The 16,998-nt window shown below is 60.3% G+C and carries 17 protein-coding genes; 8 read left to right on the top strand and 9 right to left on the bottom strand.

Annotation, left to right across the window (positions count from 1 at the left end):
- Positions 1–54: 54 nt before the first annotated feature.
- The gene (locus J4D25_RS04635; protein ID WP_057715458.1) at positions 55–615 is read right to left on the bottom strand and encodes an Rrf2 family transcriptional regulator; all 561 of its coding nucleotides are present in this window, start codon (positions 613–615) and stop codon (positions 55–57) included.
- Between the two features lie 314 nt (positions 616–929).
- Between J4D25_RS04635 and J4D25_RS04630 the strand changes: the two genes are divergently transcribed.
- The 4 genes from J4D25_RS04630 to J4D25_RS04615 all read left to right on the top strand — a co-directional run bounded on the left by J4D25_RS04630 (position 930) and on the right by J4D25_RS04615 (position 5,507).
- Positions 930–2,132, top strand: coding sequence for an NAD(P)/FAD-dependent oxidoreductase (locus J4D25_RS04630; RefSeq protein ID WP_057715457.1), 1,203 nt, complete (start codon positions 930–932; stop codon positions 2,130–2,132).
- Between the two features lie 138 nt (positions 2,133–2,270).
- Positions 2,271–3,560, top strand: coding sequence for an FAD-binding oxidoreductase (locus tag J4D25_RS04625; protein WP_057715456.1), 1,290 nt, complete (start codon positions 2,271–2,273; stop codon positions 3,558–3,560).
- A gap of 25 nt (positions 3,561–3,585) precedes the next feature.
- Positions 3,586–4,140, top strand: coding sequence for a helix-turn-helix domain-containing protein (locus tag J4D25_RS04620; RefSeq protein WP_008000492.1), 555 nt, complete (start codon positions 3,586–3,588; stop codon positions 4,138–4,140).
- A gap of 20 nt (positions 4,141–4,160) precedes the next feature.
- The gene (locus J4D25_RS04615; protein ID WP_057715455.1) at positions 4,161–5,507 is read left to right on the top strand and encodes a glutamine synthetase family protein; all 1,347 of its coding nucleotides are present in this window, start codon (positions 4,161–4,163) and stop codon (positions 5,505–5,507) included.
- A 183-nt stretch (positions 5,508–5,690) separates the two neighbouring features.
- Here J4D25_RS04615 and J4D25_RS04610 read toward each other — a convergent pair whose 3' ends face one another.
- From J4D25_RS04610 to J4D25_RS04590, 5 genes are all read right to left on the bottom strand, one after another.
- The gene (locus tag J4D25_RS04610) at positions 5,691–7,055 is read right to left on the bottom strand and encodes a cytosine permease (protein WP_057715454.1); all 1,365 of its coding nucleotides are present in this window, start codon (positions 7,053–7,055) and stop codon (positions 5,691–5,693) included.
- Between the two features lie 5 nt (positions 7,056–7,060).
- A complete protein-coding gene (locus tag J4D25_RS04605; protein ID WP_057715453.1) occupies positions 7,061–7,738 on the bottom strand; it encodes an isochorismatase family cysteine hydrolase in 678 nt (225 codons plus the stop codon).
- 90 nt (positions 7,739–7,828) lie between these two features.
- A complete protein-coding gene (locus J4D25_RS04600) occupies positions 7,829–7,978 on the bottom strand; it encodes a hypothetical protein (protein WP_162130443.1) in 150 nt (49 codons plus the stop codon).
- Between the two features lie 166 nt (positions 7,979–8,144).
- The gene (locus J4D25_RS04595; RefSeq protein ID WP_057715452.1) at positions 8,145–9,188 is read right to left on the bottom strand and encodes an LLM class flavin-dependent oxidoreductase; all 1,044 of its coding nucleotides are present in this window, start codon (positions 9,186–9,188) and stop codon (positions 8,145–8,147) included.
- A 210-nt stretch (positions 9,189–9,398) separates the two neighbouring features.
- Positions 9,399–9,884 carry a flavin reductase family protein gene (locus tag J4D25_RS04590; protein WP_057715451.1) on the bottom strand — a complete coding sequence of 162 codons (486 nt, stop codon included), beginning with the start codon at positions 9,882–9,884 and terminating at the stop codon, positions 9,399–9,401.
- Positions 9,885–10,207: 323 nt separating this feature from the next.
- Between J4D25_RS04590 and J4D25_RS04585 the strand changes: the two genes are divergently transcribed.
- Positions 10,208–11,614, top strand: coding sequence for a cytosine permease (locus J4D25_RS04585; protein ID WP_057715450.1), 1,407 nt, complete (start codon positions 10,208–10,210; stop codon positions 11,612–11,614).
- Between the two features lie 71 nt (positions 11,615–11,685).
- Here the strand turns inward: J4D25_RS04585 and J4D25_RS04580 are convergent, their stop codons facing one another.
- Positions 11,686–12,306, bottom strand: a complete 621-nt coding sequence (locus tag J4D25_RS04580) for a glutathione S-transferase family protein (protein WP_057715449.1) — start codon at positions 12,304–12,306, stop codon at positions 11,686–11,688.
- A gap of 328 nt (positions 12,307–12,634) precedes the next feature.
- On the opposite strand from J4D25_RS04580, the gene J4D25_RS04575 reads away from it, so the two are divergent.
- Positions 12,635–13,960 carry an OprD family porin gene (locus J4D25_RS04575; protein WP_057715448.1) on the top strand — a complete coding sequence of 442 codons (1,326 nt, stop codon included), beginning with the start codon at positions 12,635–12,637 and terminating at the stop codon, positions 13,958–13,960.
- An 81-nt stretch (positions 13,961–14,041) separates the two neighbouring features.
- Here the strand turns inward: J4D25_RS04575 and J4D25_RS04570 are convergent, their stop codons facing one another.
- Both J4D25_RS04570 and J4D25_RS04565 read right to left on the bottom strand, forming a co-directional pair.
- Positions 14,042–15,373 carry an ATP-binding protein gene (locus J4D25_RS04570; protein WP_057715447.1) on the bottom strand — a complete coding sequence of 444 codons (1,332 nt, stop codon included), beginning with the start codon at positions 15,371–15,373 and terminating at the stop codon, positions 14,042–14,044.
- A complete protein-coding gene (locus tag J4D25_RS04565; RefSeq protein ID WP_008023822.1) occupies positions 15,370–16,110 on the bottom strand; it encodes a response regulator in 741 nt (246 codons plus the stop codon). The genes J4D25_RS04570 and J4D25_RS04565 overlap by 4 nt, the downstream gene beginning before the upstream one ends.
- 306 nt (positions 16,111–16,416) lie before the next feature.
- Here J4D25_RS04565 and J4D25_RS04560 point away from each other — a divergent pair, with 306 nt between their 5' ends.
- The gene (locus J4D25_RS04560) at positions 16,417–16,680 is read left to right on the top strand and encodes a DUF2790 domain-containing protein (RefSeq protein WP_057715446.1); all 264 of its coding nucleotides are present in this window, start codon (positions 16,417–16,419) and stop codon (positions 16,678–16,680) included.
- 48 nt (positions 16,681–16,728) lie between these two features.
- A complete protein-coding gene (locus J4D25_RS04555; RefSeq protein ID WP_057715445.1) occupies positions 16,729–16,983 on the top strand; it encodes a hypothetical protein in 255 nt (84 codons plus the stop codon).
- The last annotated feature ends 15 nt before the right edge of the window (positions 16,984–16,998 follow it).

The following is a 16,998-nucleotide window of genomic DNA, read 5'->3' as shown; positions in this document are numbered from 1 at the left end:
GAATCCAGAAAAAAACCGGATGCCTGGCGCGCATCCGGTTTTTTTTTGTGTGGATCAGTCTGAAAGGTTGGTCGTCGGAATGATTTGCTCACTGGCCTGGGCGGCACTTTTGCGTTCCCGGCGCTCGTTCATCCAGCTTTCCACTTTGACGCCGAACTCTGGCGGGGCCTTGCGCCCGAATTTCCTGGCGATGTCGAGGATGGTTTGTTGCGCGAGGGCCTCTTCCATGCGTTTTTGCGCAACCATCATCGCGCCATTGATCGCGCACAGACCCTCCAGTGCCCATTCAGGCGGGGCACCGTCAAACACGGCGCAACGACCACGGATCTCCCGACAATCGAAAATCGACTTGCGGCCGTCGATGGCATTGACGATATCCAGCAAGGTGATTTCGTCAGCGGGCCGGGCCAGCTTGAAGCCACCGCGCACGCCTTCGGTGGCGACCACCAGTTTGGACTTGGCCAGCTTGGTGAAGATTTTCGCCAGATAGTCCTGAGGGACGCCTTGCAGATCGGCAAGGTCGCGCACGCTCGCTTCGCGCGAGTCGCCGCCATTACCCACCAGAAAAAGCAGGCAGTGGATGCCGTATTCGACACCCGCGCTGTAAAGAGACATGCAAATCTCCGACTGAATTAGTCGCAAATTCTAACAGCCGAGAGCAAGCAAGGCAACGAATCCCTTCTCGTTGGATCTTTTTTCATGACAGCAAAATACTCCTGTGATGCGCTGAATACAGGGGGCTCAGGTCATGGGTCACGTTTTTCGGTGGCAGCCCTCGATAAAAACCTGTTGCGGGATTTAACTAGGATCAATACAGTCGTAGTTGCTCGGTCGCAGTGGCAGACGCTTATCTGGGTACAAGCCCGCGTCGGTCCTTAAACCGCTCAACGATTTTCAACACTTGGTCATTCCCCCCCAGGAGTCAAAAAATGAAACAGCACATTCTGGTGATCGGCGCAGGTTTCGGTGGCATGTGGACCGCATTGAGTGCCACGCGCCTGTTCGACATTCACGGCCACAACGATGTTGAAGTGACCGTGCTGGCGCCTCAGGCCGAACTCCGTGTGCGTCCGCGCTTCTACGAACCGAATGCCCATCAACTGGCCGCGCCGATTGGCGATCTGTTTGATGCTGTAGGGGTCAGGTTCATCAAGGGCGCGGCGCAGACCATCAACGTCGAGCAAAAGCAGGTCGGCTATGTCGATGCCGCAGGGACCCGACAAGTCTGCAGCTACGACAAACTCGTTCTGGCTACCGGCAGTCGTCTGGCTTCGTCGAGCACTCCGGGCGTGGCCGAACATGCCTTCGACGTCGATCAGATCGAGCAGGCCGTTCGCCTGGAAAACCACCTCAAGGCGCTGGCCAGCCAGCCCGAAAGCAAGGCGCGCAACACGGTGGTGGTGGCCGGTGGCGGTTTCACCGGGATCGAAACGGCGACTGAAATGCCGACCCGCCTGCAGGCCATCCTCGGCGACCGTGCCGACATCAATGTGATCATCGTGGACCGCGGCGATAAAGTGGGCGGCTCGATGGGTGAGCAAATCGCCGAATCGATCGTCGAGGCCAGCTTGGCGACCGGCGTGCAATGGCACTTGAAAGCTTCGGTTGTGTCGGTCGATGCCGACGGTGTCACCCTGTCCGACGGGGCGCGCATCGATGCAAAAACCGTGGTCTGGACCACCGGCGTTCGCGCCAGCTCCCTGACCGAGCAGATTCCCGCCGAACGTGATCACCTGGGCCGTCTGCATGTTGACGCGCACCTGAAAGTCATTGGCCAGAACGACATCTTCGCTACCGGCGACGTCGCCTATGCGGCCAGTGACGAGATCGGTAACTACGCCTTGATGACCTGTCAGCATGCTATTTCGCTGGGCCGCCATGCCGGCAACAATGTCGCCGCGCAGCTTCTCGGTGTCGACCCGACGCCGTACAGCCAGCCGAAATACGTGACCTGCCTCGATCTGGGCGCTTGGGGCGCGGTGTACACCGAGGGTTGGGATCGTCAGGTCAAGTTGGTCAAGCACGAAGCCAAGGCATTGAAGACTCAGATCAACACCCAGTGGATCTACCCACCGGCGGCTGATCGCGCCTCGGCGCTGGCTTCGGCGGATCCGATGATTCCCGTGGCCTGATTGATTCGAACGTCACGTCTGAATAAAAACATCCCGCTCGGGTTCGCCTGAGCGGGATTTTTTACGCGTTGATTGCTTGTGTGAAATTTACCGTGTATTTTTTCATGAAATTAAAAATACAAAATTTCACGAGGCCGTATGTTTCAGCAATCCACCCGGCATGTCGCCAGTTACTACGCCCATACCTGCGCCGATCGTCTGGTCGATCGAGCCGTACTGGAAGGTGAACAAGACACCGAAGTGCTGATCATCGGGGCCGGATTCAGTGGATTGCACACGGCTTTGCGCCTGGCGCTGGCCGGCAAGCGCGTGACCTTGCTCGAAGCCAGCCGGGTGGCTTGGGCCGCGTCCGGGCGTAATGGCGGCCAGGCGATTCTCGGCTGGTCGTGCGACATGCCACCGCTGGAAGCGGCGCTGGGTTACGAACGGGCGCGGCGCTTGTGGGACGGCATGCGCTGGGCCGCGCGCGAGCTGCGTGACTTGCCCGGCCGCCATGAGTTCGATTGCGACTATCGCGCCGGTCATCTCTGGACCTCGGTGATGCCCCGTCGGGTAGGCCTGCTGACCGAATGGCAACACGAGGCCAGCCACAAGTGGGGCCACGACAAACTGCAATTTATCGAGCGCAGCGATTTGCCGCAGTGGGTTGCCAGCGAGCGTTATCAGGCCGGCCTGTTTGATCCCGAGGGCGGGCATTTGAATCCGCTGAAACTGGCCCTGGGCCTTGCGGATGCGATCGAGCGGGCCGGTGGCCGCATCCACGAGCAAAGCAAGGCGCTGAGTTATGGCGAGGAGGGCGACGGGTTTGTGGTGACCACCGAGCGCGGTCGTATTCGCGCCGATGTACTGGTGCTGGCATGCAACGCTTACCTCGATCGACTCGACCCGCAACTGGCCAGTTGCGTGTTGCCGGTCGGGACCTATCAGGTCGCGACCGCGCCGCTGACGAAGGAGTTAGCCACCGCGCTGTTGCCGAGCAATGTGTGCGTGACCGACAACCAGTTCGTGCTCGATTATTTCCGCCGCACCCCGGATAACCGCCTGCTGTTCGGCGGCGGTTGCACTTACCTTGGCGGCATGCCCAAGGACATCGCCGCCGCGACCCGGCCGTTCCTGGAGCGCGTGTTCCCGCAACTCACCGGCGTCGACCTGGAGTTTGCCTGGGGCGGCCACATCGACCTGACCCTCAAGCGCACACCAGATATCGGCCGCCGTGGCGATCTGTACTGGATGCAGGGGTATTCCGGGCATGGCGTGCTGCCGACACTGGCTGCGGCGAGGGCGGTGTCCGACGCGGTACTCGGTCAGCCCGACGAGTTGTCCCTGTACCAAGGCCTGAACAACGGCAGTTTTCCCGGCGGCAAATACCTGGCCGCGCCGCTGGAAGCCATCGGCAAGGCCTGGTATCGACTGCGCGACAGCATTTGAAGCGACACTTTCTGGAAGCCTCTAGATGGACATGCAAGAAGAAATCTCGGCGCTGGCGATCCTGATCCAGGACCTGCGCAAACACAAGAAGTACACCCTGAAGGAACTGGCGGACAAAATCGGCCGCTCCGTGGGTTTTCTGTCCCAGGTCGAGCGCGGCCTGTCGCGCCCGACGGTGGCGGACCTGACCGCCATCAGCGAAACCCTGGGGGTGCCGACCACCTATTTCTACAGCCTGCCCAAACCCATGGCCTTGTCCTGGGTTACCCGCCCGGACGAGCGCCGCACGCTGTACTACGCCGATGGCATCACCGACATCCTCGTTTCGCCGAAAATGCGCGCGTCGTTCTCGATGCTCGAAAGCCAGCTCGAACCCGGTGCCAGCAGCGGTGACCGGCACATGAAGGACAGCTCCGAGCAGGGCGGTTATGTCCTGGAAGGGGAACTGACCCTGTGGCTCGACGACAACGAACCGGTGACCCTGCATCCCGGCGACAGCTTTCAACTGGCCAGCCATGCGCACTGCCGCTACGGCAACCTGTCCGACCAACTGACCCGCGTGCTTTGGGTTTACACCTGATAACAACAAGGAACAAAACGATGGATGCTGTGTGCTCTGAACTGCTGGCCGAGGTTCGCAACTTCCGCCACTGCAACCCCGAAGTGCGTTACGTCGACCTGATCTCCCTGGACATTCCGGGGCATTTCTACGGCAAGCGCTACCCGATCGAGATGCTGGAAAAAGTCGCTGCCGGCAGTGCATTGAAGCTGCCGCAGAACTGCGTGCTGCTCGGCACCCAGGGTGGGCTGTTCAAAATCGGCGATTACTGCTTCAACGATGGTGATCCGGACGCGCTGCGCCGTTTGGTGCCCGGCACGCTGAAACTGGTGAGCTGGGAAAAGCAGCCCTTGGGCCAGATGCTGATCACCTCCGACGGCACCGAAAAGCCCATCGAATTCGAACCCCGTGAAGTGCTGGCGCGGGTGCTGGACCGTCTGCACCGCAAAGGCATTTTCCCGGTGGTGGCCTTCGAGCTGGAGTTTTACCTGTTCGACAGCCGCTTGAAGGACGGCTTGCCGCAATTTCCCCGTGATGAGTTGACCGGCGATGCCGACGATCAGCCGAACATGCACATCGAACGCTTGTCGCGCTTCGCCCCGGTGCTCGATGAAATGGTCGAGACGGCACGAGCCCAGGGCGTCGATGCCACGGTGATCACCGCCGAACTCGGCCCGGGCCAGTTCGAAATCAACTTCGGCCATTGCGATGACGGCCTGCGCGCCGCCGACTGGGCGGCCCTGTTCTGCCGCAGCACCCGGGGCGTGGCGCTCAAGCACAACCTGCGCGCCAGCTTCATGGCCAAACCTTACTTGCAACACCCCGGCAGCGGCATGCACGTGCATGTCAGCCTGTATGACCATGCCGGCAACAACCTGCTGGCGGCGAACGGCCAGCGGGCGCTGCGCCATGCGGTGGCCGGTTGCCTGGATGTGTTGCCGCACTGCATGCCGATTTTTGCCCCGAACCACAATGCCATGCGCCGCCTGAGCGGCACGGTGAACGTCGCGTCCCGCGCCAGTTGGGGCTTCGAGGATCGCGATGCGTGTTTGCGTATTCCGGAGTCGGACATCAAGAACCTGCGCATTGAACATCGTCTGGCCGGGGCCGATGCCAACCCTTATCTGGCGTTGGCGGCGATTCTGGTGGGGTTGGAGCAAGGCCTGGAAGGGGAGCGCGAGCCGATTGCACCGCTCAATGAAGACCGCGGCAGTGGCATTGATTTTCCGCTGGAAATGCTCGAAGCGGTGCAGTCCATGCAACATCATGCAGTGCTGCGCGAAGGCTTGGGGGCAGAGTTTGTGGACGTCTATTGCGAGAACAAACGTCAGGATCATCTGGCATTTCTGCATGACATCAGCGCGCGGGAGTATCGCTGGTTTCTCTAGTCGCCCTTAGAAAATATGTGGATATTTAATGGGTTAGAGCGTTTAGTAACTGGATAGTGAATAAAAATATCTTGTTACAGGCCGAAATATTCCGTAATATCCGCGCCGCGTTCACCACCACGGTTTATGCATTTTTAAATCCCAGGCGTCCATCAGCTGCCTGGGATTTTTTTTGCCTGAAATTTAGTCGGCCGCTGACTCCATCATCGGCGCTCGCTTGCCGAGCTTCATCAGCCAGTAATAACTCAACGCCGGCACCAGCAACCCGACGATCCATGCCAGGTCCACCCCATCCAGCGCCGTGGCCACCGGGCCGACATACAGCGTGGTGTTCATGAACGGAATTTCCAGGGCAATCGCCAGCAGGAAACTGCCGCAGGCAATCCGGTTGACCCGCCCGTAGATCCCGTTCAAGTCGAAGATGTCGTCAATCCGGTACTGGCCTTTGCGCAGGCAGTAGTAGTCCACCAGATTGATCGCCGTCCACGGGATCAGGAAGTAGCTCATGAAGAAGATGAAGTTGAGGAAGAAGCTGATGAAGTCGTCCTGACTGATGGTGCACAGGGCCGTGGCCACCAGGCTGATCAGCAGCATGAACACACCGCGTACCCGCGGGGTCACCTTGAGCCGGGCGAAAGGTTCGATCACGGTGATGGTCGACATGAACGCGCCGTACAGGTTGAACACGTTGATCGACACCTGGCCGTAGACGATGAAGGCGAACAGCAGCACCGCGCCAGCGCCGAACAGACCGGCGACATGCCCGCCGACGTTGCTGGAAAAGTCGCCGATGCCGACGCTCAGGATTGCCCCGAGAATCATCATCCACGCGCCGCCGCTGACCGTGCCGGCGTAGCTGTACCAGAACACCTGGGCGGTGGGCGTGTTGCTCGGCAGGTAGCGCGAATAGTCGGCGACATAAGGTGCATAGGACAGTTGCCAGGTCACGGCAATGCTCACCGCCACCAGGAACTTCGACAGGGAGAAGCCTGTTGGCAGCCATTGTTCGGCCGGGATCGGCAACTGCAAGGCGAGCACCGTGGCGGCCACGAACACCACCAGCGACAGAATCGACAGCAGCTTCTGCAAGCGGTGAATCAACCGATAGCCATAGAGCGCGACGACGAAGCACAACGCGCCGATCAGGTAGATATTGCCGGACATCGGCAGTGGGCTGACGGACTCCAGCGCCTGGGCCGCGAGCAAGGTGTTGCTGACGAAGAAACCCAGGTAGATCAGCATCACGAACAGCAGCGGCAACACCGCCCCCAACACGCCGAATTGTGCCCGGCTCTGGATCATTTGCGGAATGCCCAGCTTCGGTCCTTGGGCCGAGTGGGAGGCCATGAAAATCGCCCCCAGCAACGAGCCGATGATGATCGCCAGCGCACTCCAGAACAGGTTGAGTCCCATCACCACCGGCAACACGCCGGATGCAATGGTGGTGATGTTCATGTTGGCGCCGAACCAGATGTAGAACAGCGACCCCGGTTTGCCGTGACGTTCGGTTTCGGGGATGAAATCGATGCTTCTTTTTTCGACTTGCATGGCGATCACTCCTGAGTCCGGACGAGGTGGGATTGCAGACGGGCGATGGTGCTTTGCAGCTCATGGGGCTGGTGGGCAAACAGGTCCGGCTGCTCGGGGATCAGGCTGATGTGATCGAGCTGTTGCAGGGCGCGCTGGCACTCGGTCGTGGTGAGGATTTCCAGCGCGTAGACCCAGTTGGCCATGATCAGCAGGGCCGAGTAATGCCCGGCCTCGGTGGTCGTGGTGCAGGCATCGCTGACCAGGCGCACGCGATAACCCAGGGCGAAGGCATCGAACACGCTGGTCAGCACGCAGACGTCGGTCAACACGCCGCAGACGATCAGCGTGTCGACCTCCATTGCCTTGAGTCGGGCATCGAGGTCGGTGCGGTGGAAGGCACTGTAACGGCCCTTGTCGATGATCAACTCACCGGGCTGAGGCGTCAGTGACTCGATGATTTCCACTTGGCGGGTACCGGCGCGGTAACTGCCGGGGCCACCGTCGGTGGCCAGAGGTTCGCCGTGGGGCAGGTCACTGCCGTCGGCCTGATTGATGTGGCGGGTATAGATGACAGGCATCCGCTGATGGCGGGCGGTATCGAGCAGGGTGGCGGTATTGGTAGCCACTGAGTCGAAGTTTTCCAGGACGAAGCCGTCCTCCTGCTGCATGTCGATGATCAACAGCGCGTTGTTATTGTTCATTGGGCAAACCTGATCAAGACGAAACACGATGCACCGTACGCGCCATGCAATGGCGAGACGCGGGGTGCGTGATTGGCTGTTCGGGTGGGCTCAGTGAACTATTTGCCAGAAGCCGTTCTGCTTGGCCGAAACGCTGGCGCGCAGGCGCTTGAAATGCAGGTGCGAAGCGGTCCATTCACCGCGCAGGTAAGCCCGCGCGGCGCCGGAGGGAAGGGCGAGTGATGGGAGGCGACCAGTCATCATTGGAATCGACCCTCGTAGGAGCGAGCCTGCTCGCGAAAAACTCTGGACAACGCGGTCATTCAGATGGCCCGCGTTATCGTTGGCGTCCATCGCGAGCAAGCTCGCTCCCACAGTTGAGGTGTGCTGACCCCCGGCTTCGCGTCCGGGGAGCAGGGCGGCGCATTCAGCGGAACGCTGGCACCACATGCTTGATGAACAGCTCCAGGGATTTTTTCTTTTCCGCGTGGGGCAGGCTGTTATCGCACCAGAAGCTGAATTCGTCGACCCCCAGTTTCTGGTAGTACTTGATGCGCGGAATGATTTCTTCCGGGGTACCGATCATGGCGGTCTTGTGCAGGCTTTCCAGTTCGAACTCAGGGCGACCGGCGAATTTCTCTTCCGGGCTCGGCGCGAGGAAGCCGTTGACCGGGGTGGTCTTGTTGCCGAACCAGGCATCGAAGGTGCGATAGAACCTGGAGATAGCCTTGGCCCCGACTTCCCAGCCTTGAGGATCGTCGGCGGTGTGCACGTGGGTGTGACGCAGTACCATCAGTTGCGGTCGCGGCACGCCGGGGTTGTTGTCGAGCGCGGCCTGGAATTTGTTCTTCAGGTCGAGGACTTCCTCGTCGCCTTTCATCAACGGCGTGACCATGACGTTGCAACCGTTGGCCACGGCGAAGTTGTGCGAGTCCGGGTCGCGGGCGGCGATCCACATCGGCGGGTTCGGCTGCTGGATCGGCTTGGGTACGCTGGTGGAGGTCGGGAATTTCCAGATGTCGCCGTCATGGGCGTAGTCACCGTTCCACAATGCCCGCACCACCGGAACCATTTCCCGCAACGCCTGGCCGCCGGAGGAGGCCGGCATGCCGCCGGCCATACGGTCGAACTCGATCTGGTAGGCGCCACGGGCCAGGCCGACTTCCATGCGTCCGTTGCTGATCACATCGAGCAACGCGCATTCACCGGCCACCCGCAGCGGATGCCAGAACGGCGCGATGATGGTGCCGGCGCCCAAGTGAATGGTGGTGGTTTTGCCCGCCAGGTAAGCCAGCAGCGGCATCGGGCTTGGCGAGATGGTGTATTCCATGGAGTGGTGTTCACCGATCCACACGGTGCTGAAACCACCGGCCTCGGCCATCAGCGTCAGTTCGGTCAGGTCTTCGAACAACTGGCGGTGGCTGACGCTCTCGTCCCAACGTTCCATGTGTACGAACAGGGAAAACTTCATGACGCTTACCTCGGATCTATTGTTGTCGGCCTGTCGATCGCGGGCCTGTTGATTATTGGTATACCATAATACGAGATCTGTGCAAATGTTTCTCACTGGTCAGTGAGCAACCTGTGGGAGCGAGCTTGCTCGCGAAAGCGGTCTGCCGAGCCATGTGGATGTGACTGACAAACCGTCTTCGCGAGCAGGCTCGCTCCCACAAGGCGGAGATCAGGCCAGAACGGGCAGGGCGCCCATCTTGCCGTGGCAATACACCAGTGGCCCGCTGCTCTGGCGGGGCACGATCAGGTTTTTCACCGCGCCGACCATGATGGCGTGGTCACCGCCTTCATATTCGCGCCACAGCTCACATTCGATGACCGCCGTGGCATTGGCCAGAATCGGGTTGCCCAGCTCGCTCAACGTCCACTCGATCCCCTGGGCCTTGTCCTTGCCTTTGCGCGCGAAGGCATAGGCTTCGCTTTGCTGGCCGCCGGAAAGCACGTGGATGGCAAAACGTTTGTTCTTGATCAGGACCGGGTAGGAGTCGGAGCTGTAATTGGGGCAGAACAGCACCAGAGCCGGGTCCATCGACAACGAACTGAAGGCGCTGGCGGTCAGGCCGACGATTTGCCCGTCGTCATCCAGGGTGGTGATCACGGTCACTCCGGACGGGAACGAACCCATGACTTGTTTGTAGATGGCGGCATCGATCATTGGACGGTCCTCGGGTGGTGTGACGCGTTTTTATGTGTTTATAGGTCTGATGGTATACCGTAATACATCGATTGCAAGGTCTTTTTAGGTGAACCGATAAACGTAAGGCTTTCGTCGGAAGCCCAATGATTGCTGGGCTTTAAGCTAGCCAACGCTGGCGTAGATCGGGCAGGATGCCGGCTCAGATGCATGTTCAAAGACCGGATCAGTCTTGTTTAAAGTTTGGAATACCATAATATGGTCCGCATCTGAGGGGCGGCCAGAGAGTCCCCCCGGTTTGGCTTCATACAAAGATAAGAACAGACAAACTCGAGTTCATGCACATGTCCCAGATGTCCCGGCAAGACCCGTTGATCGAGAACCACACGGTCGACTACGTTCCACTCGCAGAGCGCCACGGGAAGGCCCGCGATCTCTTCACCCTGTGGTTCAGCACCAACATCGCGCCACTGCCCATCGTCACCGGCGCCATGGTGGTCCAGGTGTTCCACCTCAACCTGTTCTGGGGGTTGCTGGCGATAGCCCTCGGGCACATGGTCGGCGGCGTAGTGATTGCGCTGGCGTCGGCCCAGGGACCGTGCATGGGCATCCCGCAGATGGTGCAGAGCCGTGGTCAGTTCGGCCGCTATGGCGCGCTGCTGATCGTGTTCTTCGCGGCATTGATCTACATCGGTTTCTTCATTTCCAACATCGTGCTGGCAGGTAAATCGATTGTCGGCATTGCGCCGTCGGTTCCGGTGCCGGCCAGCATTCTCATCGGCGCCTTAAGCGCCACGGCCATCGGGGTGATCGGTTATCGCTTCATCCATACCCTGAACCGCATCGGCACCTGGGTGATGGGCGGTGCCTTGCTCGCCGGTTTCCTCTATATCTTCGCCCATGATCTGCCGGCGGACTTCTTCACTCGCGGCGGGTTCAACCTGTCCGGCTGGCTGGCCACGGTGTCGCTGGGCATCATCTGGCAGATCAGCTTCTCGCCGTATGTGTCGGACTACTCGCGTTACCTGCCGGCGGATATCGGTATCACCCGTCCGTTCTTCGCCACCTACCTGGGAGCGACCCTGGGCACGATCCTGTCGTTCACCTTCGGCGCCGTGGCGGTACTGGCAACCCCGGAAGGCACCGAGGCGATGGCGGCGGTCAAGCAGTCCACCGGTTGGCTGGGGCCGATCCTCATGGTGTTGTTCCTGCTCAACATCATCAGCCACAACGCCTTGAATCTGTATGGCGCAGTGCTGTCGATCATCACCTCGATCCAGACCTTCGCCAGCCAATGGACGCCCAGCATCAAGGTGCGCGTGGTGTTGTCGGGCATCGTGCTGGCGGGTTGCTGCGTGGTGGCGCTGGGTGCCTCGGCGAATTTCATTTCGCAATTCATTGGCCTGATTCTGGCGCTGTTGCTGGTGCTGGTGCCGTGGGCCTCGATCAACCTGATCGACTTTTACCTGATCAAGCGTCGTCGCTATGACATCGCCTCGATCTTCCGGGCCGACGGCGGCATCTACGGTCGCTTCAACCTGCATGCGATCATTGCCTACTTCATCGGCATCATCGTGCAACTGCCATTCGCCAATACTTCACTGTACGTCGGACCGTATGCCAATCTGGTGGAGGGCGCGGACCTGTCGTGGCTGGTGGGGCTGGTGGTGACGTGCCCGTTGTATTACTGCCTAGCTACGCGAAGCCAGTCGCAGGAAAGCCGTTCGGCGAAGTTCGGCTACACCGACTGAGGCAAAGTCGTTTCGTGTTCGTCAGAAAAAGCCCGGCACATGTGCCGGGCTTTTTTGTTATCGGTGACCGCTCAGCACTGCTTGAACACATTCAGGCCGCGTTGTACCGCTGGCCTGGCTTCGACTGTGTCGAACCAGCGTGATAGCTGAGGCAGTTGCTTCCAGTCCAGCCGATCACGGAACGCCGTGGCAATGGTGAAGGCCGAAATGTCGGCCATGGAGAACTGCGCTCCGGCCATGAAGTCGTCCGTCAGAAAGCTTTCCGAGTAGGTGAGCTGTTCAATCACCCGCAGATCGATGATCGCCGCCGCCTTGGTCTGCCCCGCCTGGTGCAGAAAAAAGGCGGCGTGGCTGGGGGCGATGACATCGGTCACGAAAAAGAAATAGCGGTCGATCACCCGGGTGCGATCAGGTCCTGGCTGCGCCGGTGCCAGCTTTCCGGGCGCAATGGAATCGGCGTACTGGATGATGGCGTTGGACTGGTTGATGACCAGCACCGGAGTTGTCCCGTGATCGATCAGGGTCGGTACTTTCCCGGCCGGGTTAAGCGCCAGGAAGGCCGGGCCACGGTGTTCCTGTGCATACAGGTCGAGCCTGCGTGCCGTATAGGCGATGCCCGACTCTTCCAGGGCGATCGCGGCCCTCAGGCTGTTGCCGGTGTTCGCGCCGTAAAGTTCGATTTGATCGTTCATGGGGCATTGCTCTTGTAGTGACATACCAGCAGTCACCGATCGCTGCCGATGAAGTCAGTATGATGAAAATCCGCCGCACCGATATTCAAAAACAGTGATCGTCCATACCCCTGTGCGACAAGGCTTATCCCTGTACGAAAACTACTTTCACCGCGTTTGATAATAGCCTCTCGAAGTGTTTTAAGAGTTTCACAAGCCAGTCAGTCAACCCTCACCTCGAACGTCCGATGACTCATGTCACTCATCGAGCGCTGTTGCGTGGGCGGTAATCGGGTCCTGTCTGGCGGTGAAACCTTCAAATAACGATAAGAAACACCCAGGAGCCCCTATGTTCAAACGAGCGATTCCCACCGCAGTCCTGCTGGTCACCAGTTCGGTGTGCGCACAGGCTGCCGATACCGCAGGCCATGGTTTTCTGGAAGACAGCAAGGCCAACCTGTCGATGCGCACCCTGTACTTCAACAGCGACAATCGCGATGGCAGCGCTGCCCCCTCGAAAACCGAAGAGGCGGCCCAGGGTTTCGTGTTGCGCTATGAGTCCGGGTTTACGCAGGGCGCGGTGGGGTTCGGGCTCGATGCCCAGGCGTTGCTCGGCATCACGCTGGACAGCGGAGCGGGGCGCCACGTCGGTAGCGGCATGATTCCCTCTGATGGCGACGGCGCGGCCGATGCCTGGAGCAGCTTCGGCCCTACGGCGAAAATGCGCGTGGCCAAGACTGAATTTCGCTACGGCACCTTGCTGCCGAAATTGCCGATCCTTCTGGCGAACGATGCCCGTGTGTTGCCGCAATCGTTTACCGGCGCGCAGGTCACCTCGAACGACATCGATGGCCTGACGTTGACCGGCGGGGTGCTGGAGCACGCGGTAGGGCGCGCCTCGACGGACCGCACAGGTTTGTCGGTCGCCGGCAGCACGCAGGACAGCAACAAGTTCTACTACGCGGGCGGTGACTACAACCTCGCCAGGAACCTGAAGACCCAGTATTACTTCGCGCAGCTGGAAGACTTCTACAACCAGAACTTCCTCGGCCTGACGCACATCCTGTTCATCGACAGCGCCAGCTCGCTCACCACCGATCTGCGTTACTTCCGTACCACGTCGAGCGGTGCCAACAGCTCTGCCTCCGGCCGCGCGCAAGGCTATCGGGTATCGGGCTACACCGATGACAACGATGGTGAAATCGACAACAGCACCTGGGCCGCGATGGTCACCTACAGCCACAGCGGTCACGCAGTGTCGGTGGGGCATCAACGTGTGGGCGATGGCAGCAACTTCGTCCAGCCCAACCAGGGCAGCCTGGTGGACAAGGGGGCGGGCGGCGGCAGTGTCTACCTGCCCACCGACAAGATGATCCAGAACTTTGCCCGGGCCGGCGAGCAGACGAATTTCGGCCAATACACCTACGACTTCGCGCCCTTGGGCGTGCCGGGCCTGAAAGCCTCGATCGTGTATCTGAAGGGCACGGACATCAAGGCGCAAAACGCCAGTGACCAGTCCGAGTGGGAGCGCGACATGACCCTGGACTACGTGTTGCAATCGGGTACGTTCAAGGGGGTGGGGTTCACACTGCGTAACGCCAGGTCCAATACCGATGCCGGGCGCAACGTGGATCAGAACCGGTTCATCATCAATTACACCTTGTCGTTGTTGTAATCACGGCGCACCCCCTGTGTGCGGGCTTGCCCGCGAAGGCGGCCTGACAGCCGACCATTTTCTACGGTTGGTCCGGCATTCTCACCCCTGAGCCAAACCCTTTTGCCCCGGCAATCGCAACTCCGCACACAACCCGCCCCCTTCGCGATTGCTCAAGGTCAAGGAGCCTCCAATCGCGACCGCCAGTTGCTGGGCGATCGCCAGCCCCAGCCCGGTGCCGCCGGTGCTGCGGTTGCGGGAATTCTCAACGCGGTAGAACGGTTCCATCACTTGCTTGAGTTCTTCCTCGGCGATCCCCGGACCACGGTCGAGGATCTTGATCGAGAGGTTGCCATCGGCCTGCTTTTGCACCCGCAACTCGGCGGCACCGGCAAACTTCAATGCGTTGTCCGTCAGGTTGACCAGCACCCGGCGCAAGGCGTGGGGGCGGGTGTCGATGACGGCGGCACTCTTGCCGCTGAGCTGAACATCCTTGCCCACGTCCTGATAGTCGAACACCAGGCTGTCGAGAAACGAGTCGAGGTCGGTGCGGCGGCTTTCTTCGGTGGCGCCGTGGATACTGCGGGCGTAGGCCACGCCTTCGCGCACCAGGTGTTCCATTTCGCCCAGGTCGTTCCACAGTTTGTCTTTTTCGCTGGAGTCGTCCATGAACTCGGCGCGCAGTTTCATGCGGGTGATCGGGGTTTGCAGATCGTGGGAGATTGCCGCGAGCAATTGCATGCGTTCCTTCAGGTACGCCGCGATGCGTGCCTGCATCGCGTTGAAGGCCTTGGCGGCGTGGGCGACTTCGGTCGGGCCTTTTTCGTCCAGGAGTACGGGATGGGCGTTGGGGTCCAGGGTTTCGACGGCACCGGCGAGGCGGGCGAGGGGGCGGATGGCGATTCTGACCGCCAGCCAGGAGCAGGCCAGCATCAGCGCCAGTTGCCCGAGCAACACGATGGGCAGCCAGGGCGACAACGGCACCATCGCCGGGCGGACGTCGATGGTCAGCGGGCTGCCATCGGCCAGGTTCAAGTGCACCTGGAAATGTTTTTTCGGCCCGGGGATGTCGGTAAAGGTCATCGGGTAATCGTGGCCGATGGCGTCTTTGATCGAGGCAATGGCAATGGGCGCATCGGGCATGTCGGTGCGGATGGGCGTGCCCGGCGACCCCTCATTGAGCATGTAACTGTAATTGCGCCGCTCCAGTTGTTTGAGCCAGGCGGCTCGCTCATCGGCGGGCAAGCGGTCGAGGATGGCAACGGACGTGGAAACGTCGGTTTCCAGGTTGCCGAGCATGGTGTTTTTCGAGGACTCGTAGCGTTCGTAGTACTGCGCGCCGAAGGACAGCGCCTGGGCGAGGATCAGGCCGATCAGGAATATCAGCGACAGCCGCGAGGCCAGGGTCCGCGGCCAATGCAGCGCCAGGGTCATGATTGATCGCCCAGGATTTCCACCGGCAGGGAAAACACATAGCCTTCGCTGCGCACGGTCTTGATGTAGGCCGGTTCGCGAGCGTCGTCGAGCAAGCGCTGGCGCAGACGACTGACCAAAAGATCGATGGAACGGTCGAACAGGTCGGCGTCGCGGCCCTGGGTCAGATTGAGCAATTGATCGCGGTTGAGCACCCGTTGTGGATGGTCGAGAAACACCCGCAGCAATCGATATTCAGCACCGCTCAGGGCCACCATGGTGCCGTCTGCATCGAGCAGGTGACGGGCCGAGGTGTCCAGGCGCCAGCGCCCAAAGGCCAACAGGCGGCTGGCTTCGGTCACCACCAGGTTCGGTGGCAGCATGCGGGTGCGTCGCAGCACCGCGTTGATCCGCGCCAGCAGTTCACGGGCAGCGAATGGCTTGACCAGATAGTCGTCGGCACCCATTTCCAGGCCGAGGATGCGATCGGTTTCATCGTTGCGGGCGGTGAGCATCAGCACTGGCGTGGCCTTGTGCTTGCCGGCGCGCAGTTCGCGGCAGAGCAGCAGGCCATCGTCACCCGGCATCATGATGTCCAGCACGATCAGGTCCACCGGGGTGGTTTCCAGAAAGGCGCGCATTTGCCGTCCATCCGCCACGACCGTGGTGCGCAGGCCGTTCTTCTTCAGGTAGTTGCCAACCAGTTCGCGGATTTCGCGGTCATCGTCAACGATGAGGATGTGATCAACGTGATCCATTGGGCCAAACCTCTGGTGAATGGGGAATGCCACACAGTCTATCGAGCCTGGGCGGGCTCGCCTGCCGCCCTTTGTATTGCAGTGTATCCGGCTTGCCTGCGGATACACACGAAGGCAAAAAAGCCGATTTCCAGCGGTTTTGTATTGCTTTGTATCCAGGCACCGTTCTGATACGCAGCGATTGATTCTCGCCGATTCCCGACACAGACGAGATACCTCGCAGGCTTTTAATAGGTTCCATCGAGGCAAACCAGAGCGCCTCGGCCCAACGAACAGTTGACCTGTTGAAACCTTGAGGAGTCCGCCATGAACACCAAAGCCATCTACGCAGCCTGCCTGTTTGCCGCACTGAACATCTGCACCTTGTCGGCCCGTGCCGAAGCCGATGTCGCTCCCAGAACCTACACCTATGGCACCCAACTGGATATCAGGAAAGTGGTGTCGCTGACCGAGGACACTACGCCTTCCTGTGGCGTGGTGAATGCGCGGCTGACGTACCTCGACTCCCAGTCAAAAACCCAGGTGCTGGATTACAGCAAATTCGCCGACAACTGCAACTCGGAAAACTGAGTGTCGCGATCAACCCCCGCCAAATCCATTTGCAACAGGAAGGACATCATGAACAACGTTTCCCGCTACCTGACCGCCATCGTCTTTTCCGTCGCCGGTGCGGCGGCCCATGCCAACGCCGCTGTCGAGCAAAGCGCCTGCGCCAGCAACACCTGCTTCCAGCTCACGCCTGTGGCAGAGAAGGGCACCCAGGGCTTCCTGGCGCAAGACGGTTCCAGCCGCACGCCGCAGGGGCAGATGCTCGCCGAGAACGGTTCCAGCCGCACGCCTCAGGGGCAGTTGCTGGATGAGCAGACGGCTTGAGAACACCCCGATCCA

This window comes from Pseudomonas sp. GW456-L13 (assembly GCF_017350115.1).
Classification (GTDB): domain Bacteria; phylum Pseudomonadota; class Gammaproteobacteria; order Pseudomonadales; family Pseudomonadaceae; genus Aquipseudomonas; species Aquipseudomonas jessenii.
The sequence above is the reverse complement of the archived record's forward strand: the minus strand, read 5'-3'. Positions and strand labels throughout refer to the sequence as shown.